This is a genomic window from Terrabacter sp. Root85 (assembly GCF_001429185.1).
Taxonomy (GTDB): domain Bacteria; phylum Actinomycetota; class Actinomycetes; order Actinomycetales; family Dermatophilaceae; genus Terrabacter.
The window spans coordinates 244783-263476 of sequence record NZ_LMIW01000009.1 but is presented as its reverse complement, the minus strand read 5'-3'; the positions used below and the strand labels follow the sequence as shown (position 1 = coordinate 263476).

At 73.0% G+C, this 18694-nt stretch carries 22 protein-coding genes; 12 read left to right on the top strand and 10 right to left on the bottom strand.

What is annotated here, in order from left to right; all coding sequences use genetic code 11:
• Positions 1–18: 18 nt before the first annotated feature.
• The 4 genes from ASE25_RS13500 to ASE25_RS13485 all read right to left on the bottom strand — a co-directional run bounded on the left by ASE25_RS13500 (position 19) and on the right by ASE25_RS13485 (position 2398).
• Positions 19–630: a hypothetical protein gene (locus ASE25_RS13500; RefSeq protein ID WP_056774556.1), complete on the bottom strand. Its 612-nt coding sequence runs from the start codon at positions 628–630 to the stop codon at positions 19–21.
• The gene (locus ASE25_RS13495; RefSeq protein WP_056826055.1) at positions 627–1169 is read right to left on the bottom strand and encodes a Pvc16 family protein; all 543 of its coding nucleotides are present in this window, start codon (positions 1167–1169) and stop codon (positions 627–629) included. Before ASE25_RS13495 ends, ASE25_RS13500 begins: the two co-directional genes overlap by 4 nt.
• Positions 1166–1402: a hypothetical protein gene (locus ASE25_RS23075; RefSeq protein WP_056774562.1), complete on the bottom strand. Its 237-nt coding sequence runs from the start codon at positions 1400–1402 to the stop codon at positions 1166–1168. Before ASE25_RS23075 ends, ASE25_RS13495 begins: the two co-directional genes overlap by 4 nt.
• Positions 1403–1591: 189 nt before the next feature.
• Positions 1592–2398: a bacterial transcriptional activator domain-containing protein gene (locus ASE25_RS13485; RefSeq protein WP_056826053.1), complete on the bottom strand. Its 807-nt coding sequence runs from the start codon at positions 2396–2398 to the stop codon at positions 1592–1594.
• A gap of 279 nt (positions 2399–2677) precedes the next feature.
• On the opposite strand from ASE25_RS13485, the gene ASE25_RS13480 reads away from it, so the two are divergent.
• The 5 genes from ASE25_RS13480 (at position 2678) to ASE25_RS13460 (ending at position 6583) form a co-directional block, all read left to right on the top strand.
• On the top strand, positions 2678–3085 hold the full coding sequence (locus ASE25_RS13480; RefSeq protein ID WP_056826051.1) for an MmcQ/YjbR family DNA-binding protein: 408 nt from the start codon (positions 2678–2680) through the stop codon (positions 3083–3085).
• 52 nt (positions 3086–3137) lie between these two features.
• Positions 3138–3419, top strand: coding sequence for a metal-sensitive transcriptional regulator (locus ASE25_RS13475; RefSeq protein ID WP_020143728.1), 282 nt, complete (start codon positions 3138–3140; stop codon positions 3417–3419).
• A gap of 34 nt (positions 3420–3453) precedes the next feature.
• Positions 3454–3675, top strand: a complete 222-nt coding sequence (locus ASE25_RS13470) for a heavy-metal-associated domain-containing protein (protein WP_020143727.1) — start codon at positions 3454–3456, stop codon at positions 3673–3675.
• Positions 3672–6140: a cation-translocating P-type ATPase gene (locus ASE25_RS13465; RefSeq protein WP_056826050.1), complete on the top strand. Its 2469-nt coding sequence runs from the start codon at positions 3672–3674 to the stop codon at positions 6138–6140. The genes ASE25_RS13470 and ASE25_RS13465 overlap by 4 nt, the downstream gene beginning before the upstream one ends.
• Positions 6141–6244: 104 nt before the next feature.
• Positions 6245–6583: a VOC family protein gene (locus tag ASE25_RS13460; RefSeq protein WP_056774572.1), complete on the top strand. Its 339-nt coding sequence runs from the start codon at positions 6245–6247 to the stop codon at positions 6581–6583.
• Positions 6584–6647: 64 nt separating this feature from the next.
• Here ASE25_RS13460 and ASE25_RS13455 read toward each other — a convergent pair whose 3' ends face one another.
• The 3 genes from ASE25_RS13455 to ASE25_RS13445 all read right to left on the bottom strand — a co-directional run bounded on the left by ASE25_RS13455 (position 6648) and on the right by ASE25_RS13445 (position 9096).
• Complete coding sequence (locus ASE25_RS13455) at positions 6648–7340, bottom strand: hypothetical protein (protein WP_157623430.1); 693 nt, start codon at positions 7338–7340, stop codon at positions 6648–6650.
• Between the two features lie 123 nt (positions 7341–7463).
• Positions 7464–8099 (bottom strand): VOC family protein, encoded by a 636-nt coding sequence (locus ASE25_RS13450; RefSeq protein ID WP_020143723.1) that lies wholly within the window; start codon positions 8097–8099, stop codon positions 7464–7466.
• 139 nt (positions 8100–8238) lie between these two features.
• A complete protein-coding gene (locus tag ASE25_RS13445) occupies positions 8239–9096 on the bottom strand; it encodes an RNA methyltransferase (RefSeq protein ID WP_056826048.1) in 858 nt (285 codons plus the stop codon).
• A gap of 421 nt (positions 9097–9517) precedes the next feature.
• On the opposite strand from ASE25_RS13445, the gene ASE25_RS13440 reads away from it, so the two are divergent.
• From ASE25_RS13440 to ASE25_RS13410, 7 genes are all read left to right on the top strand, one after another.
• Positions 9518–9946, top strand: a complete 429-nt coding sequence (locus ASE25_RS13440) for a VOC family protein (RefSeq protein ID WP_082619627.1) — start codon at positions 9518–9520, stop codon at positions 9944–9946.
• Positions 9947–10023: 77 nt separating this feature from the next.
• Positions 10024–10584 carry a cysteine hydrolase family protein gene (locus tag ASE25_RS13435; RefSeq protein ID WP_056774581.1) on the top strand — a complete coding sequence of 187 codons (561 nt, stop codon included), beginning with the start codon at positions 10024–10026 and terminating at the stop codon, positions 10582–10584.
• A gap of 53 nt (positions 10585–10637) precedes the next feature.
• Positions 10638–11138 carry a DedA family protein gene (locus tag ASE25_RS13430; protein WP_056826045.1) on the top strand — a complete coding sequence of 167 codons (501 nt, stop codon included), beginning with the start codon at positions 10638–10640 and terminating at the stop codon, positions 11136–11138.
• 56 nt (positions 11139–11194) lie between these two features.
• Positions 11195–11971 (top strand): response regulator transcription factor, encoded by a 777-nt coding sequence (locus ASE25_RS13425; RefSeq protein ID WP_056826275.1) that lies wholly within the window; start codon positions 11195–11197, stop codon positions 11969–11971.
• Positions 11968–13356, top strand: a complete 1389-nt coding sequence (locus ASE25_RS13420; protein WP_056826043.1) for a HAMP domain-containing sensor histidine kinase — start codon at positions 11968–11970, stop codon at positions 13354–13356. The genes ASE25_RS13425 and ASE25_RS13420 overlap by 4 nt, the downstream gene beginning before the upstream one ends.
• A gap of 183 nt (positions 13357–13539) precedes the next feature.
• On the top strand, positions 13540–14232 hold the full coding sequence (locus tag ASE25_RS13415; protein ID WP_056826041.1) for an NADPH-dependent F420 reductase: 693 nt from the start codon (positions 13540–13542) through the stop codon (positions 14230–14232).
• A gap of 174 nt (positions 14233–14406) precedes the next feature.
• Positions 14407–15465 carry a TerC/Alx family metal homeostasis membrane protein gene (locus tag ASE25_RS13410; protein ID WP_056826040.1) on the top strand — a complete coding sequence of 353 codons (1059 nt, stop codon included), beginning with the start codon at positions 14407–14409 and terminating at the stop codon, positions 15463–15465.
• Between the two features lie 146 nt (positions 15466–15611).
• On the opposite strand, the gene ASE25_RS13405 is transcribed toward ASE25_RS13410, so the two are convergent.
• The 3 genes from ASE25_RS13405 to ASE25_RS13395 all read right to left on the bottom strand — a co-directional run bounded on the left by ASE25_RS13405 (position 15612) and on the right by ASE25_RS13395 (position 18680).
• The gene (locus tag ASE25_RS13405; RefSeq protein WP_056826038.1) at positions 15612–16232 is read right to left on the bottom strand and encodes a hypothetical protein; all 621 of its coding nucleotides are present in this window, start codon (positions 16230–16232) and stop codon (positions 15612–15614) included.
• A gap of 187 nt (positions 16233–16419) precedes the next feature.
• A complete protein-coding gene (locus ASE25_RS13400; protein ID WP_235508680.1) occupies positions 16420–17862 on the bottom strand; it encodes an amidohydrolase family protein in 1443 nt (480 codons plus the stop codon).
• Entirely contained in the window at positions 17847–18680 is an 834-nt protein-coding gene (locus tag ASE25_RS13395; protein ID WP_056826036.1) for a uracil-DNA glycosylase family protein, read from the bottom strand. Before ASE25_RS13395 ends, ASE25_RS13400 begins: the two co-directional genes overlap by 16 nt.
• Positions 18681–18694: the final 14 nt, after the last annotated feature.

Sequence of the window (18694 nt, the reverse complement as noted above, 5' to 3'; positions counted from 1 at the left end):
TGGGTGGGGCCCGGTCCGTCAGGTCGTGTCGACGAGGTGGGCCGTGGTGGTCGACGTCGCGACGTCGACGGCGAGGGTGCGCAGCGGCTGGCCGCCGACGAGCAGGTCGAGCGGGGTGAAGGCGGCCGTCCACTCGACGGGCGCGGAGCGGTAGGTGCCCGGGTCGACCTCGGGGAGAGCGACGCTCGGCTTCGGGTCGGGACCCGAGGTCGCGCGCGCCGTGACGGTGACACCGGTGCGTGGCGCTCCGGTCGACGGGGTCGTGAGGATGACGGTGAGGGTCGAGGGGACGGGGTGGACGACGACCTCGACCTCGGGTCCGGTGAGGTCGACGACGAACGTCCGCGGGGGTCGACCCGCGAGCTGCGGCACGACGAGGACGTCGGCGAGCGCCCCGTCCGTCAGGGTGACGACGACCCTCGGCGGCACGGCGGGCACCGGAGCGTCGGCGCGGACGGCGACGACGAGGACGTCCGGGAGCACGCGGAGGGTCCAGCCTGCCGGGGCCGGCTCGAGGTGGGCGTCGAGGCCGCGCAGCCGCGCCCCGGTCGAGGCGTGGACGAGGCGCACGGTGTGGCGCAGCGTCGTCGTGACCGTTGCGAGGTGCGGGGCCGCCGGCTGGACGCTCACGTCGCCCCCACCCAGTCGATGCGGTGCTCGCGCACCCGGCCGCGGCCCTCGCGCTCGAGGACCGGCACCGGAACGACGTCGACCTCGTAGAAGAGGGCGAGCCGCCCGGCCCGACCCAGCGACCCCCACACCTGGTTGCGCTCGTCGGCGTTCGGCGCGAGCAGCCGGACGGCGATGCTCTCGACCTCGTCCGACAGCGGCGGCGTCAGGTCCGGCGGACGCACGATCGGCGTCGTGTGGAAGGCCTGGACGATGCGACCGAGCCGGGTCTGCGCCTCGTCGTGGTCGCCGACGTAGGTGACGAGGTAGGTCAGCTGGAGCGACAGGGGCGCGCGGACGAGCCCGGTGAGGCCGTCGACGAGGGGTCGGTTGCGCAGGTGGGGGTGCTCGGCGACCGCGATGAGCGCGAGGATGCCCTTCGTGTCCGGCAGGGCCGTCTTGTCGCCCTGCGAGAGCGAGTGGAGCACGACCCACGCACCGAGGTCGGGGGTGGCCCGGTGGATGACGTCGCGCAGCGCCTCGCTGACCTCGCGGATCACGGTCGCTCCCAACGCCTCGGGGCCACGCCGTCGTCGTCGAGGCGTGCCTCGACGATCTGCTCGATCTCGGCGAACGATCCCACGTAGGTCTCCTCGTCCGTGGCCATGTCGCGCACCCGGGCCCTGATGACGGCCGGGAGCGAGTCGACGTCGCGGGGCTCGGCCCACACGTCGATGAGGAATCGCCGCCTCCACGCTCGCATCACCAGGCCGTGACCCTTCTGCTCAGGCACGAGCGTCCCGGCCCCCGATCACCGACCGCTCACGAGCCCCCCGCCCCCCGATCACCACCCGCTCACCGCCTGCTCACCACCGACCGCCGCCGACCCCCACCGTCGAGAGGCCGAGTCCTGCCCACCCGGCCACGTCGAGAGGTCACCCGTGCTGCTCCCCGGCGACACGGCATACGCCCTCGGTGCCCGTCAGGGCATGCGGTGCAGGCGGTCGAGCGCGCGGTCGACGATCTCGGCGAGGCGCACGACCTCGCGCCGGGCCCGTTCGAGCTCGGCGACGAGCGCGGCCACCGAGGCGGCCTGGCCGGCGTCGCCCCGGGTGATCCGGGCGTAGAGCGCGACCGTCTCGGGCATCGGGTCGGCGCCGAGCTCGTCGAGCAGGGTCAGGCGGCACTGCTCGAACTGCCGCTCGACGAGGTCGTGCCGGCCGGACGCCGCGTAGGCGCCCATGAGGTGGCGGTGGATGTCCTCGCGCAACGGCTCGATGGCGAGCGCGAGCGTCCCGTAGCGGTCGACGGCGGCGACGTCACCGCGGGACCCGTGGTGCTGGACGAGGTAGTCGAGGGCGGTGAGGTAGAGGGTCTCGATCCGGTGGCGCGCCCCGAGCACCCACTCGTCGTCGCAGACCTCGACGAGCCGGCCCCGGTGCAGCGCGACGGCGTCCTCGAGCCGACGGACGTCGTCGTCGGTGAGGTCGACGACGCTGCGGCGCAGGACGGGGGCCAGCAGGTCCTCGAAGCGCACGGCGTCGACGGTCATCGGCACGGCCGGGCTCAGCGCCACGGACCGACCGCCGGAGCGGCCGACGAGCTCGACGCCCGTGCTCGCGCGCACCTCGGACTGCAGCCGCCAGACCGCGGTGTTGAGCCGGCGGCGGGCCGAGTCCACAGGGCAGTCGGAGAAGAGCTGGGCAGCGGCGACCGCGCGCTGGCGCCCCTCGCGCGGTGCGAGCGCGAGATAGGCGACGAGCACCGCGGTACCCGGCGACAGCGCCACGGGATCGTCTCCCGAGACGAGCGTCGGAGCACCGAGAAGATTGAGTCTGAGCCCCGAGACGGCCACGCTAACCCCCACACATCGAGGTGGGCTGCTCACCCCAGAAAATACGCCCGAACCGCGACTTTCGTGACCGGTTTGGCCGGATCCGCCGCACCGTCCGCCGCACCGTCCGCCGCACCGTCCGCCGGCGTGCCCGCCGGGGTGCCCGACGTCCGCTTCGCCCGTGGCCGCGTGGCCCCTTCAGGTATGCCGTCCGGCGGGCTAACGTGCGAGGGCATGGCCCGCTCGCGTCCCGCCCGGCTCAGCGACATCGACGAGGCAGCCGCCGCGCTGCCCGAGGTGACGCGCGACCCGCCTGCCGGCGGACGGCCGAGCTTCCAGGTCAGGGGCAAGACGTTCGCCTTCGCTCGCGGCCCGCGCAAGGACGCGTTCGACCCGGAGACGGGCGAGCCCTACGACGACGTGCTCGCCTTCTCGTGCACGGCCGAGGACAAGGAGTCGATGGTCTCGGACCCCGACTCGCCGTGGTTCACGACGCCGCACTGGAACGGCTACAACGCCGTGCTCCTGCTTGAGCGGGACCTCGGCAGGCTCACCACGGAGGAGATCCGCGAGGTCGTCACCGACGCCTGGCTGGCCAAAGCCCCGAAGCGGCTGGCGAAGGAGGTGCTCGGCGGTTCGTGACGGAGGGGAATACCCCAGAGGGGTATCCTGTTGACCACCACGAGGAGGTGCCATGGCTGGATACACCGGCAGCAAGGACGACTACCTGAAGCGGCTGCGCCGCATCGAGGGGCAGGTGCGTGGCGTGCAGAAGATGGTCGACACCGACACCTACTGCATCGACATCCTGACCCAGGTCAGCGCCATCACCAAGGCGCTGCAGGCGGTGAGCCTCGGCCTGCTCGAGGACCACGTCGCCCACTGCGTCGTCGATGCCGCCCGCGAGTCCGACGAGGCCGCCGCCGAGAAGGTGCGCGAGGCCTCGGAGGCCATCGCCCGACTCGTGCGCAGCTGAGCACCCCACCGACCACCGCCCGAGGAGGCACCTCATGAGCACCACCACCCAGACCGAGATCACCGTGACCGGCATGACGTGCGGTCACTGCACTGCCGCCGTGAGCGGCGAGCTGTCGGCCCTGCCCGGCGTCGTCGCGGTCGCGGTCGACCTGCACCCCGGCGAGGACTCCCCCGTCACCATCACGAGCGAGGCCCCCCTCGACCCGTCCGCCGTCGCGGACGCCGTCGCGGAGGCCGGTTACAGCCTCCGATGACCGAGGGCCAGGCGCCGGTGACCACGGCCGAGCGGACCCCCGACGAGGTCCGCCTCGCCATCACCGGCATGACCTGCGCCTCCTGCTCGGCCCGCATCGAGCGCAAGCTGTCCAAGGTCGCCGGCGTCGAGTCCGCGACCGTCAACCTCGCCACCGAGAAGGCGCTCGTCTCGTTCACCGCTCCCGTCACGGTCGAGCAGATCGTCGCCGAGGTGAAGAAGACCGGCTACGGCGCCACCGTCATCGACGGCTCGCGCCCTGCGCCGCCGGCCCCCACCGCCCCGAGCACGTATGCCGTGTCGCGCGAGAGTGCCCCGGCCGGCTCCGCGGGTGGCGAGGTCGCGAGGCCTGCCGCCGGTGCGCTGCTCGAGAAGCTGCGGGCCCAGGAGCTGGCCCGCCAGAAGGTCCGCGACACCGCCGCGACCACGCAGGTCGACGTCCGTCCCGCGACGACTCCAACGCCCTCGGCGGCACGCGAGGGCCACGCAGGTCACGACGGTCACGACGGTCAGGCCGGCCACGGCGGCTCCGGCGAGAACCACCTCGACCACACGCCCGCGCAGGACGTCCTCAAGCCCCGGCTCGTCGTCGCCATCGCGCTGACGATCCCCGTCCTGCTGCTCGCCATGGTGCTCCCGACCTTCGGGGCGAGTCCCTGGCTCGAGCTGCTCCTCGCGACGCCCGTCGTCTTCTGGTGCGCCTGGCCGTTCCACCGCGCCGCCGCGGTCAACGCCCGCCACCTCGCCTCGACGATGGACACCCTCGTGTCGCTCGGCGTGCTCGCGGCGTGGGGCTACTCCGTCGTCGAGCTGCTCCAGGGCGGCATGCACCTCTACTTCGAGGTGGCCTCGGTCGTCACGACGTTCCTGCTCGTCGGCCGCTTCCTCGAGGCGCGCGCCAAGGACTCCGGCAAGGACGCCCTGCGCTCGCTGCTCGACCTCGGCGCCAAGGACGTCTCCGTCCTGCGCGTCGACCCGCAGTCGCGGATCACGAGCGAGCAGCGCATCCCCGTCGACCAGCTCGTCGTCGGCGACCAGTTCGTCGTCCGGCCCGGTGAGAAGGTCGCGACCGACGGCACCGTGCGCGACGGCTCGAGCGCCGTCGACGCGAGCCTCGTCACCGGCGAGTCGACCCCCGTCGACGTCTCCCCCGGCGACGACGTCACCGGCGGCTCGATCAACACGACCGGACGCATCGTCGTCGAGGCGCGCAAGGTCGGCGCCGACACGATGCTCGCCGGCATCCAGCGTCTCGTCGAGACCGCCCAGACCGGCAAGGCCGACGTCCAGCGCCTCGCCGACCGCGTCTCCGCGATCTTCGTGCCCGTCGTCCTCGTCATCGCGGTCGTGACGTTCGCCGCCTGGCTCCTGACAGGCCACGACCTCGGCACGTCGCTCGCCGTCGCCGTGACCGTGCTCATCATCGCCTGCCCCTGCGCCCTCGGTCTGGCCACGCCGACCGCCCTGCTCGTCGGCACCGGTCGCGGTGCCCAGCTCGGCACCCTCATCAAGGGCCCGCAGGTGCTCGAGGACACGCGCCGGGTCGACACCGTCGTGCTCGACAAGACGGGCACCGTGACGACCGGCGAGCTGCGGCTGCGGAGCATCGCCGTGCGCGGCAAGCTGTCCAAGAAGGCGGCGCTCACCGCGGCCGCCGCCGTCGAACAGGGCAGCGAGCACCCCATCGCGCAGGCCGTCGTCGACGGCGCCCGACTGGCCACGCTCGACCTGCCGCGCATCCGCGACTTCCAGTCGAACCCCGGCGAGGGAGCCACCGCGCGGATCAAGGACACCGAGGTCACCGTCGGCAAGGCCGTCCTCTTCGAGAGCGTCGACCCCGAGCTCGTCGCGCACGCCCGCAGCCACGCCGGCACGACGGTCTACGTCGGCTGGGACGGCGTCGCCCAGGCGGCTCTCACCGTCGAGGACACGGTGCGCGACTCGTCCAAGGCCGCCATCGCGCGGCTCCGGGCGCTCGGCCTGACGCCCTACCTGCTGACCGGCGACAGCGCCTCCAACGCGCGCAGCGTCGCCGAGCAGGTCGGCATCGATGCCTCCAACGTGCGCGCCGACGTGCTGCCGGCGCAGAAGCACGCCGTCGTCACCGAGCTGCAGCAGTCCGGCCGGGTCGTCGCCATGGTCGGCGACGGCGTCAACGACGCCGCAGCCCTCGCCCAGGCCGACCTCGGTCTCGCGATGGGCTCGGGCACCGACGTCGCGATGGACTCGGCCGACATCGTCCTCGTGCGCACCGACCTCGACGCAGTCGGCGACGCGATCGGGCTCTCCCGCGAGACCCTGCGCATCATCAAGCAGAACCTCGCCTGGGCCTTCGGCTACAACACCGCCGCGATCCCGCTCGCCGCGTTCGGCCTGCTCAACCCGATGATCGCCGGCGCGACGATGGCCCTCTCGTCCGTGCTCGTCGTCAGCAACTCCCTGCGCCTCAAGCGCTGGCACCGCTGACCGCTGCTGGTCCCGCGCCCCGGTTTGACGTATCCCGACCGCGAGTCCTGCGGCGCGGATACCTCAAAGGGGTGGTGGCGACCGGGGGCGGCTAGGTTCGGTGCATGGTGGCCTTCGTGAAGTCGGTGACGTTCGACTGCGCCGAGCCGTTGCGGCTCGCGACCTTCTGGGCCGCGGCCCTCGGCTCGAACGTCGACGAGGACAGCACGGACGAGCGGGCCTGGGTCGAGCCCGCGGGCTGGGGTGGCCCGACCCTGTGGTTCCAGCCCGTCCCGGAGGCCAAGACGGCGAAGAACCGGCAGCACTTCGACCTGCGCACCATGGACACGGTCGAGGCCGAGGTCGAGCGCCTCGTCGCCCTGGGCGCAACGGTGACCGGCGGCGACGGCGACCTGGTGGTCATGGCCGACCCTGAAGGCAACGAGTTCTGTGTCGAGTCCTGAGCGACACCGCGAGCACGCAGCTGCCGGTTGAGGTGAGCCCGCGCTGGATGCTGCGGCGGGGACCTCAACCGGGTGGCGGGGCACCGTCGGGTGAGGAACCCAGCGCCGCGCGCGGCGGCGTCCCCGAGTCACCGGCGGTGAGCTGCGGCGCACCGGAGCCGGTCAGGTACGCGTGGACGTTCGCGGCCACCTCGCGCAGCGGACGCGGCGGCAGGTAGGCCGACGCCCCGGCGTCGAGCAGCCGGCTCACGGGACCCGGTGCGCTGACGCCGAGCTCGTCGTCCTCGATCTCGGTGACGATGATCCGGGCCTGCGGGAACATCCCGCGCAGCGACCCGAGCAGCTGTGGGCTCACCGGATGCGTCAGCACGACATCGGCGCTGGCCGGGGCCCGCAACAGGTCGAGCACGACGTAGCCGTCGCCGAGCTCGTCGGAGAGACGCTGGCGAGCGGCCTTCGACAGCTTCGTCGCCGTCGCCACGACCATGACGCCCTCGGGCACGCGCTCCGGACCACGACCCTCGTCGTCCTCGCGACCGGCCCGCTCCGGCTCCGGTCCGCCCACGACGGTGCCCACCAGCACGCTCGGGCGGTGCACGAGCACGCCGATCTCGCGGCCGTCGCGGCGGAGCGACACCTCGTGTCCGGCGACCATCGCCTCCACCGCCGCGCGCACCTCGCGGGGCAACGTCTCCAGGTCGAGGGAAGGCGCAGCCCCTCGACGGTCGCGTCCCGGCACCGGAAGCTCCAGCGGCATTCAGGCACCGTAACCGAACCGCGCGCGACCGCCCGCCCCGCGACACGGCATACGCCCTCGGGACGACGAAACGGCGGCCACCCCTCAGGGTGACCGCCGTGCGCGTGCGAGTTGGTGACTCGGTCAGATGGTGACCTTGCCGGCCGGGGTGTCGAAGGTGACCGACAGCAGACCCGGCGTGCCGTGCGGGGCGACGAAGGTGAAGTCGATGCCGCCCTTGTCGAAGGTGTCCTCCGGGCCGAGCCACTCGCGCACGCGCTTGGGGTCACCGGCGATCTGGAGGTTGTCGATGGAGACCGACGTGTCGGCGCCCGCGGAGGGGTGCACCGTCATGTCGTCCCACTCGATGAAGTAGGGGACCTGGGGGTCCGCCATGAGGCCCTTGATGCCGAGCTGGCGCCACTTGAGCTCGGTGCCGTCGGGGCGGTGCCGGTTGCCCGGGACCGACTCGCGGCCGAGGCGCTGCTCGACCACGGCGATGTCGTCGACGGCGACGACCCAGCCGAGCCAGCCACCGCCGGCCTCGGAGGCGGCACGGACGGCCTGCCCGAAGGGCGCCTTGTCGGAGGCCGGGTGGTCCAGCACCTCGACGACCTCGAGGTAGTGGTCCTTGGCCAGGGGGAAGATCACGTTGCGCGTGCCGAACCGGGGATGCACCCCTCCGTCGACCGGCGCGACGCCGATGAGCTCGGACAGTCGGGCGGCTGTGGCCTTGAGGCCACCGGCCTCCGCTGCATAGGAGACGTGGTCAACTCGCATACAGAACATCGTGACACACGCCAAGGGGTGCTCTTGACCACCCCTCCCTGTCTCTTGCGGGGCTCGTCACACGCGTCACATGAATGAAACCTGGGCGTCATCTCGTATGCCGTCCCGCGGGCTCCCACGGCCCGCACGGTCAGCGGGCGTCGCGCTGACGAACCGCCTCGTAGAGCACGATCGCGGCAGACGCGGCGACGTTGAGGCTGTTCGCCTTGCCGTGCATGGGAATCCGGACGCGATGGGTCGCGGCCTCGAGCAGGGTGCGGTCGGCGCCGTGCTTCTCGCTGCCGACGGCGATTGCGACGCGGCCGGTGTAGTCGACGTCGGTGTGCAGCAGGTCGGTCTCGGGCGTCGTGACGACGAGACGGATCTCGTGCGCCGCGATCCAGTCGAGCGCCTCGGCCGTCGTCGCGCTCGCGGCCGGCACGGCGAAGACCGTGCCCTTGCTGGCGCGCACGACGTTGGGGTTGCCCCAGTCGGTGACGGGGTCGGCGGCCACGACGGCGTCGACCCCCGCGGCGTCGGCGGTGCGGAGCATGGCGCCGAGGTTGCCGGGCTTCTCCACGCCCTGGCTGAGCAGGGTCAGGTGGTCGGGCCCGTCGACGCGCAGGTCGCCGAGGGAGACGCCGATGCGGTCGACGACGGCGAGGAGCCCGTCCGGTCCCTCGCGGTAGCTGACCTTCTCGAAGGCGTTGCGGCTGAGGTGCACGACCTCGACCTGGTCGTCGCGCAGTCGCCCGAGCAGGTCGGTCTGGTGGCCGATGTCCTGGCTGCCGGCTCGGCCGGCGGGGCTGAAGAGCTCCTCGCAGACGTAGACGGTGCCGGGCCGCACCCCGGCCGACAGGGCGAGGCCGATCTCCTCGTAGCCCTCGACGAGGGTCTGGCCGGTCTCCTCGCGGGTGCGACGGCGGCGGAGCGCGAGCAGGCCCTTGAGGCGCGGGTTGGACGCGGACGTGATGGTGAGCTCGCGGGAGGCGTGGGTCGGGTTCGTCATCTCGGGCCCAGCATCCCACTCGAGTGAGCGCCCCGTCCCACTCGAGTGAGCGTCCCGTCCCGTCCCACGGCGACTGGAGTGACGACGTGCTCACTCGACTGTGGTCGGGCGCTCACTCGACGAGGGGTGGGTCATGGGTGGAGGCGGGCGCCCTTGAGGATGCGGTCAACGGTGTTCTTCGATGCGTGGAGGGCGAGGCCGACGAGGGTCGCGAACACCTCGAGCATGCAGACGCAACACACCGTGCAGGTCACAACACCCCGCGATCGGACCCCGGTGTGTTGTGACCTTCTCGGTGTGTTGCGGGGTGGGGCGGTCCCGGTCGCCACGACACGGTCCGGTCGATCGGCACACCCACACGGGCGACGCTAACCCGGCGGCCGCTCCTAGGGTGGGTGGCGACCGCGACCGAGGAGGACCCGTGACTGAGCAGCCGGCATACCCGCGTCTCATGCACACCGCCCTCGACACCGAGGACGCCCGCGCCCTCGCCGAGTTCTACCGCGCGCTGCTCGGCCTGCACTACCGGCCCGGCGACGAGCCCCCGGCTGACGGGGCCGAGGACGACGCCGACTGGCTCGTCCTGCTCGACGCCGACGGCGTGCGGCGGCTCGCGGTCCAGCAGGTCGACGGTCCGCTGTCGCGCTCGACGTGGCCGAGCCACGAGGTGCCGATGCAGCTGCACGTCGACTACGCCGTGCCGAGCGTCGCCGAGCTCGAGCGGCATCGGGACCGGGCGCTCTCCCTGGGCGCACAGGTGCTGCTCGACCGCACCGACGACGAGGAGGAGCCGCTCGTCGTGCTCGCCGACCCGGCCGGCCACCCGTTCTGTCTCCTCGTCGCGCCCTGAGAGCCCACGCCGTCGGCGGGCAGGCGTAGCGTCGGCGGAGCGAGGACGCAGACCGAGACCTGGAGGTGCGAGCCACCATGACCACCCTGCACGGACGCCCCAACACCGCACTGCTCGTCATCGACGTCCAGAATGACGTCGTCTCGGGCGCGCACGACCGCGACGGCGTCATCGCCCGGATCAACGCCCTCGTCGACAAGGCACGCAACGAGCAGGTCCCCGTCATCTGGGTGCAGCACTCCGACGACAACATGCCGATCGACACGGAGGGCTGGCAGTTCGTCCCCGAGCTGGCCCGTGCCGAGTCCGAGCCGCTCGTCCACAAGCGCTACGGCGACTCCTTCGAGGACACCGACCTCGAGTCGGTCCTCGCCGAGCGCCAGGTCGGTCGGGTCGTCGTCACCGGCGCTCAGACCGACGCCTGCATCCGCTCGACACTGCACGGCGCTCTCGTCCGTGGCTACGACACCACCCTCGTCGGGGACGCCCACACGACCGAGGACCTCCGCCAGTGGGGTGTCCCCGTCGCGCCCGAGCAGGTCATCGCCCACACCAACACCTACTGGTCCTGGTCGGACGCACCCGGCCGCACGGGCGATGTCGTGGCCGCCGCCGAGGTCGACTTCGGCCCGCTCTGACGAGGGCGTGGCCCTCGGCGGGCCGGGCTCGAGCGCCCGCCTAGGCTGACGCCATGCTCGACACGTTGGCCGCGCTGCCCTTCTGGCAGGCGTTCCTCGCGCTCTTCGCGAGCGCCATGGTGCGGTCCAACGGCACCTACTGGGTCGGGCGCGGCGCCGTGGCCGGCTGGCGTCGCTACCGCGGCACGCACGGCGACCTGACGACCCGCGCCGAGGGTCTGCTGCGACGCTTCGGGCCCTTCGCCGTGACGCTGTCCTACCTCACGGTCGGCATCCAGACGGCGATCCACCTCACCGCCGGGGTGATGCGGATGCCGCTGCGCTGGTACCTGCCGGCCGCCGTCGTCGGGTCGACCCTCTGGGCGGTGCTCTACGCGACGGTCGGGCTCGCCGTGGTCCAGGCCTGGCTCGCCGCCGAGGCCGGGTCGTGGTGGGGCGTGGTGGTCGTCGTGCTCGTCATGGCCGGGGCCGCCGCGTGGGTCGGGGCCCGCCGCCGTCGCCTGCCCGGTCGAGTGAGCGCCCCGTCCCACCCGAGTGAGCGCCTCGTCCCCTGACACGACCCGAACACGAGCGTGACGTGCGCGCCGCCGGCGCTCACTACGCTGCGATCGTGTCCACCGAGCCCGGCCCCGACCGTCGCGCCGACCCCGACCCCGGCCGCGGTCTCGTGCTCGTCGTCGAGGACGAGCCGGCCATCGCCGACGTGCTGCGGCTCAACCTCCGGGCCGCCGGCTACGGCGTCGAGGTCGTGGCCGACGGGGCGAGCGCCCTCGACGCGGCGCGCGACCTGCGCCCGAGCGCCATCGTGCTCGACATCGGCCTGCCGGTGCTCGACGGCATCGAGGTGTGTCGCCGCCTCCGGGGGCGCGGCGACTGGACCCCCGTCCTCTTCGTGACGGCCCGCGACGACGAGGTCGACCGCATCGTCGGTCTCGAGCTCGGAGCCGACGACTACGTCACGAAACCCTTCTCGCCGCGGGAGCTCGTGGCACGGCTCGGGGGCGTGCTGCGACGCACCCGCGGGGACTCCCAGGCGCCCGAGGTGCTCCGCGCCGGCGACCTCAGCATCGACCTGACGAGCCACGAGGTGCGTGTCGCCGGGCGCGAGATCGCCCTGACCGCAACGGAGTTCGACCTCCTGACGCACCTCATGCGTCGTCCGGGGGTCGTCTTCACGCGCGAGCAGCTGCTCAGCGACGTCTGGGGGTATGCCGCGACCGCCGGCGGGCGCACCGTCGACGTCCACGTCGCCCAGGTGCGCGCCAAGCTCGGTGACGCCAGCCCGATCCGCACCGTCCGCTCCGTCGGGTATGCCGCCGCGCGGGCTCCGCACGAGGGCGCCGCCCCTGCCGCGGACGACCCACGAGCGCCCGGGCCGCGACCGTGACGGGCTCGCGGGGGACGCTGTCGCGACGGATCGTCCTGCTCGCCGTCGGCATCGCGGTGCTGACCGCTCTCCTGGCCGGCCTGCTCGCGGTCGGCCTGACCCGCACGTCCGCCGACGACTCGGCCCGGCGCACGCTGTCGCGCATCGCCGACGCCGCCGCCGAACGCGCCGACTCGGGCGTCGTCGCGCGGGCGGCCCAGAACAAGGCGGTCCGCACGCTGGGCGCCCTGGGGATCGAGTCCGCGAGCGTCGGACGCGGGGGTGCCGTGACCTCGACGAGCGCCCTCGCCCGGGACGCCCTGACCCCGGCCCGGCAGAAGGCCCTGCTCGCCGGTCGCACCGTCTCGACCCGCGACGACCTCGGTGGCACGCTCGTCCTCGTCGAGGGCCGCCCGACCGACGCCGGGGGCATCGTCCTCGTCCAGCGCCGGTCCGACGCGACGGCCGACTCCGACCGGCTCGTGCGCCGCGTCCTGCTCGCGCTCGCCATCGCCGCGGTCGTCGCCGTCGTCGTCAGCATCGCCGTCGCGAGGCGCCTGTCCCGGCCGCTGCGGAGGACGGCCGACGCGGCACATGCCCTCGCGGCCGGTCAGCGCGACGTCCGGGTGCCGGTCGAGGGTCCCGACGAGGTCGCCGAGGTGGCGAGCGCCCTCAACTCCCTGTCGAGCTCGCTGTCCCGGTCCGAGGGCCGCCAGCGCGACTTCCTCCTCTCGGTGTCCCACGACCTGCGCACGCCGCTCACCGGCATCAGCGGCTACGCCGAGTCGCTCGCGAGCGGCGTCGTCCCTCCCGAGGACACCGCCCGGGTCGGCGGCGTCGTCCTCACCGAGGCGAAGCGTCTCGAGCGGCTCGTCGGCGACCTGCTCGACCTCGCGCGGCTCCGCGCCGACAGCCCGAGCGTGCACCCCGAACGCACCGACCTCGTCGCCATCGGCCGCGAGGTCGAGTCGGTCTGGTCCCGGCGCTGCGCCGCCGTGGGAGTGCCCTTCGCCTTCGTCCCGGCCGTGGCCGACGCCTGGACGGTCACCGACCCGGCTCGGGTGCGCCAGCTCGTCGACGGCCTGCTCGAGAACGCTCTGCGGGTCACGCCGTCCGGCCGCCCGATCGTCGTCGAGGTGCGCCGCGAGCCCCGCTTCCCCTTGGACGTGGCCGTCGTCGAGGTGCGCGACGGCGGTCCCGGCCTGACCGACGACGACCTCATCGTCGCCTTCGAGCCGTCGGTGCTGCACGAGCGCTACCGCGGCATCCGCCCTGTCGGCACCGGCCTCGGCCTGTCCATCGTCGGGCGGCTCGCCCAGCTGCTCGGCGGGACCGTCGAGGCCGGGCACGCCGCCGAGGGAGGCGCCCGCTTCACCCTGCGCCTCTCCCACGCCACCTCGCACTGACGGCGCCGGCCCACCGCCAGGAGCGGACGGCATACGCCCTCGGTGCCGCGGCACGGGAGGCCCGTCGCATCGACCGGCGGATCGTCCTGCGTCCGGTGGGGTGATGACCCCACCGGACGCCGCACCATCGGCAGGACCACCTGGCCCTCGGAATGGGCCGGGCACTCCGGCGGTTGACGAGGCATGACCACCTGGGGCTTCATCGGCAGCGGCAACATCGGCAGCACCGTCGCCCGGCTCGCGATCGCGGCCGGACACGACGTCGTGCTGAGCAACAGCAGGGGTCCCGAGACCCTCGCGGACCTCGTGACCGAGCTCGGCCCGCACGCCCGAGCCGCCACGACGCAGGAGGCGGCAGCGGCCGGCGACCTCGTCGTCGTGACGATCCCGCTCAAGGCCTACCGCGACGTGCCGGTCGACGAGCTCGCCGGTACGGTCGTCATCGACACGATGAACTACTACCCCCAGCGCGACGGCCAGATCGAGGCCCTCGACGACGGCTCCACGACGAGCTCCGAGCTGCTCCAGGCGCACCTGCCGCAGTCACACGTCGTCAAGGGCTTCAACAACATCTACGTCCAGCACCTGCGCGACCTCGCCCAGCCCCTGCTGCACGCCGGCGCGGACGGCCGCAGCGCCCTCGCCATCGCCGGCGACGACGCCGCCGCGAAGGACGCCGTGCGCCGCGCCTTCGACGCCATCGGCTACGACACCCTCGACCTCGGCCCGCTCGCCGAGGGCTGGCGCACCCAGCCCGGCCAGCCGGCCTACGGGCTCCAGTACGCCAAGGACGAGGCCGACTGGACCGCCGGGGCCCGCCCGGTCAGCTCCGACGAGCTCGCCGGCCGCGCGGTGCGAGCCACCCGCGAGGCCTGAGGCCGCAACCCTCGACAGGCCGTTTGGGCGGCGACCGCGCCGCCCGTAGAATCATCCTCGAGGGGAGTACTTCCTCGCGCGCTCCGGTCAGTACGGTGGTCCGACGACCACCCCGGTTCGTGGCCGACGGCAGTCGGTGAAGGAGACCTCAGACATCACGTTCTGAGGAGACCCATGCTCACTGCCCTGTCCGCCGCCACCCCGGCGCCGCCCGCTGGATCGGCCGAGTCGATCGGCTCGCCGACGCTGTGGATCGCGACGATCGCCGGCATCGTCGCCCTCTTCGTCATCGACTTCCTCATCACCCGCCGCCCCCATGACCCGAGCATGCGCGAGGCGATCGGCTGGTCGGCCTTCTACATCGCGATCCCGGTCGTCTTCGGCGGCTGGCTGTGGTGGCAGTACGGCTCCCAGCAGGGCGTCGAGTACTACACCGGCTACATCGTCGAGAAGTCGCTGTCCGTCGACAACCTCTTCGTCTTCATCATCCTGCTCTCGGCGTTCGCCGTGCCGCGCGAGCTGCGCCAGCGGGTGCTGCTCATCGGCGTCGGCGGCGCCCTCGTGCTCCGTGGCATCTTCATCGCGCTCGGCGCGCAGATGATCGCGAGCTTCGCCTGGACCTTCCTGCTCTTCGGCGCGATCCTGCTCGCAACAGCGGTCAAGGTCGGCCGCGACGCCCTGTCGCACACCGACCACAGCATCGACGTCGACCAGGTGCGCAGCGTCAGGTTGATCCGCCGCTTCTACCCCGTCACCGACACCTACGCGGGCACCAGCCTCACGGTCCGCCAGGGTCGCACGCGGGCCCTCACGCCGCTGGCTCTCGTCGCCGTCGCGATCCTCGGCACCGACATCGTCTTCGCCATCGACTCCGTGCCGGCCGTCTACGGCATCACCGGCGACCCCTACCTCGTCTTCGCGACGAACGCCTTCGCCCTCCTCGGCCTCCGGGCGCTCTACTTCGTCCTCGAGGGCGCCCTGGCCAAGCTCGTGCACCTCGGCCACGGCCTGTCGCTCATCCTCGCCTTCATCGGCGTCAAGCTCGTCCTGCACTGGGCCCACGGGGTGTGGCCGGGCGTCCCGGAGATCCCGACGCTGCTCTCGCTCGGCGTCATCATCGGCATCCTCGCGGTCGTCACCGTGACGAGCGTGGCGGCCAACAAGCGGGCCGACGCCGCCCCGGACCCGGCTGCCGAGCCCGAGGACGAGGCGTCCTCGCTGCCGCACGCCTGACGGGACGTGGGCGTCCGGCCGGCCACACGGCATACCCGGGTCGTATGCCGTGCCGACCGTCAATGAGGGAGGCGTCCCGCTGGGTGCGGGGCGCCTCCCTCGTCTGTGCACCCCGTCCGGCCCGTCCCCGGACGGGGTGCCGCGTCTCAGCTCGTCGCGCTCGGGGAGGGAGAGCCGCCGGGCTGGGACGTCGTGACCTTGAAGACGACGAGACGGGCCGTCGGGTTCGTCGCGCCGACGCCGGAGACGAGCGCCTTGGCACCGATCGTGACGGCCCCGATGGTCGAGTCGGCGCCCTTGCCGTTGGAACGGACCCGGACTTTCGTGTCCGTTGCGATGGCGAAGGTCTGCGAGAAGCCGTCCTTGGCCTTGACCGTGATCGAGCCCTTCGAGACCGCGGTGACGTCGCCGCGGATCGCCTGGTGGGTGACCGGACCGGACGTGCCCTCGGTGACCCACGTGCCGTGCAGCGCCCGGAGCATCCGGGCGCGCAGACCCTTGCGGTCACCCTTCGCGGCGGCGGCCGCCCCCTGGGTCGAGTCGTCGACGGCCGGGGTGTCTACGGCTGCCGAGACGAGGTCGATGGTGTCGCCGTCGCCGGCTGCCGAGTCCTGCCCTGACGCGGCACCGATGGCACTGGCGGCGGTGCCGGTCGAGTCGGTCTTCGAGCAGGCGCCGAGCGCGAGGCTGCCGAGGACGAGGACCGCCGCACCGAGGGCGGTGGAGGAGCGCTTGAGGCCGGTCGTCCGGCGGGTGTCGGTGTTCATGGCCCCTACGTTCGCGCACCCAGGTGAAGCCTCGGTCCGGGTCGTGTTCGGATCGTGTTCGGGCGGCGGCCGCTGGGCCCGAGCGCAGCCGCACCCGTCGGGGTCAGCGACACACAGGAGGCGCTGGGCGGCTGGCTCCACGCTGTGCCGCCGCGAGCGGAGGGCGCGCCGAGGCGGGCGTGTGCCGTCAGGCGAAGATCGGGCCCACGGCGGGGTACGCGGCGGTGAGGGCGGTGCGCACGGCGGTCAGTGACGGGACGTCCGTGCCGCCCTGGTAGCCGGTGTCGAGCCGCATCGGCTTGCCCCACGCGGTGAGGTCCTCGATCGTCGTGCCGGTCGCGGCACCGGACAGCTGCCCGAACCAGTCGGCGCGGCCGTACGTGACGTCGCCCCCGATGCAGACGAGGTCGACCCATGAGGGGTCGGCGAGGCACACGTTCTCGTAGGGGTCCGGGTGGTGCCGCTCGAGCACGACGAGGTCGGCGGGGCGGCCCTCCGCGACGGCGCCGAGATGGTCGTCCAGCCCGGCGAGCCGCGCAGCGACGGAGGTCACCATGGCGACGAGGTCGGCTGCGGCGATCGGGTGACCCTGGCGGGCGAGCTCACGGCGGGCGACCTTCATCTCGGCGAGCAGGCTCGTCGAGCCGGAGGGCAGCCAGTCGGCGCCGAGGGCGACAGGCATCCCGGCCGCGACGGCCTCGCCCGCGAGGGTCGTCTCGCCGTAGAGGCGCAGGTTGGACTGCGGCGACCACACGAGCCGGCACCCGAGCTCTGCGACGGTGTGGAGGTCGTCGGCGGTCAGGGCGCTGCCGTGGATGATGTTCGTCGCCGACGTCGCCCCGCCGAGCGTCATGAAACGCTGGAACTCCTTGGCGCTCACGGCATCCCCGCGCTTCCCCTCGCACAGGTGCAGGTAGAAGGCGTTGACGTCGCCGGCCGTGATCCGCGCCATGACGGCCTCGAAGCTCGGCAGCCCGAACGACCCTGACGGCAGGTCGATCATCGAGCGCGCGCGGTGCGCGCCGAAGGCCCACTGGTCGAGGTTGCGCACGAGCGGCTCGGACGACGCGCTGCTCGCACCCGACGCGCCCTGGATGCCGGTGACGCCGCCCACGAGCGCGCGCACCTCGGCGTAGCGGGTCTGCGTCTTGGGCGGCACCTGCGTGAGCAGGAGGTTCTGCGGGTCGCGGACGAGGGCCTGGTAGGGCTTGGACCGCCGCCACGCGTAGCGGTTGTCGTAGAGCTTCGGCGGCTCCCACGCGGCGAAGACGTTGAACTCCGGGTGGCCGTGGAGGTCGAGCAGCCCGGGCAGGATGACCCCGTCGGTCTCGAGCACGGTGACGTCGGTCGGCTTGCTCTTCGAGACTCGGTCGATGACCCCGCCGGAGACCGTGACGTAGCCGCTCGACCACGCCCCGTCGGGGGTGATGACGGCGCCGTGCAGCGCGAAGGGCGCCGGAGGAAGCGCCCGGGAGCGGCGCGTCGGCTCGGGCAGCTCCTCGGTGATGCCGCGGGCGTACGCCTTGGCGAACGGGCCCGAGCCACCGCCGGACCCGCCCGGATCCCAGTGCTCGCGGGCGGACGTCGTGCCGGCGCTGGGTCGTGCCGGCCGGGTCACAGAGCTGGCCATGTGCGGGCTCCCTTCGGGACGACGACGCTGATCGTCGCGCGCTTCGTCTGCTTGTCGTCGCCGGTGCGGGTCGCCCACGCGTCGACGTCGCGCCACCACGCGGGCGCGCCGGGTGGGAGGTCGACCTCCGGGATGGGTGCGAGGTCCGTGGGACCCCACGTGGCGGCATACGGCGTCAGGTCGGTGGGTCCCTCGGGGGTCACGTGCGCGGCGAGGTCGCCGAGGTGGTCGTTCCAGTTCGCAAGCTGCGAGGCGGTCGTCTCGGCGAGCGGCTTGCCCGACGCACGAGCGAATCCCTCCGCGTACGTAGGGTGCCGGATCGCTGCCAGGTGCAGCGACCCAGCGGTGGCGGGCTGGGTCCGTGCCCACGCGGCATACGCCGTCGCCGCGAGGTCGCCGAGCGCGACGACGGCGGTGACGTCGGTGCCGACGAGAAGGGCGTCGAGCCAGCGGTGCCGGTAGGCCGCGATGGCGGCGTCCTTGGCGTGGCGGCTCCCGGCCGCCTGCCCGAAGACGCTGTAGAGGTAGACGTTGACCATGGCGTATGCCGTGTGGACGCCGATCTTGGCCAGCAGCCCCTGGACGCGCTGGCCGGCCTCACCGACGAGGATGCGGCGCGAGATCGCCTCGTGCGTCGCCGGATCCTGGCCGAGGACGAGCACGCGCGCGCTGCCGTCGAGCCGGCCACGGTGGAAGACAGGCCCCCACTCGGTGCGGAAGTCGGCCGACGGGTAGACGTCGTCACCGGGGTAGTCGGCGACGAGCGACGCGAAGGGCTCGGCGCCGTAGCCGACACAGCTCTGGTGCACCACGGCCATGGCAGACCTCCACC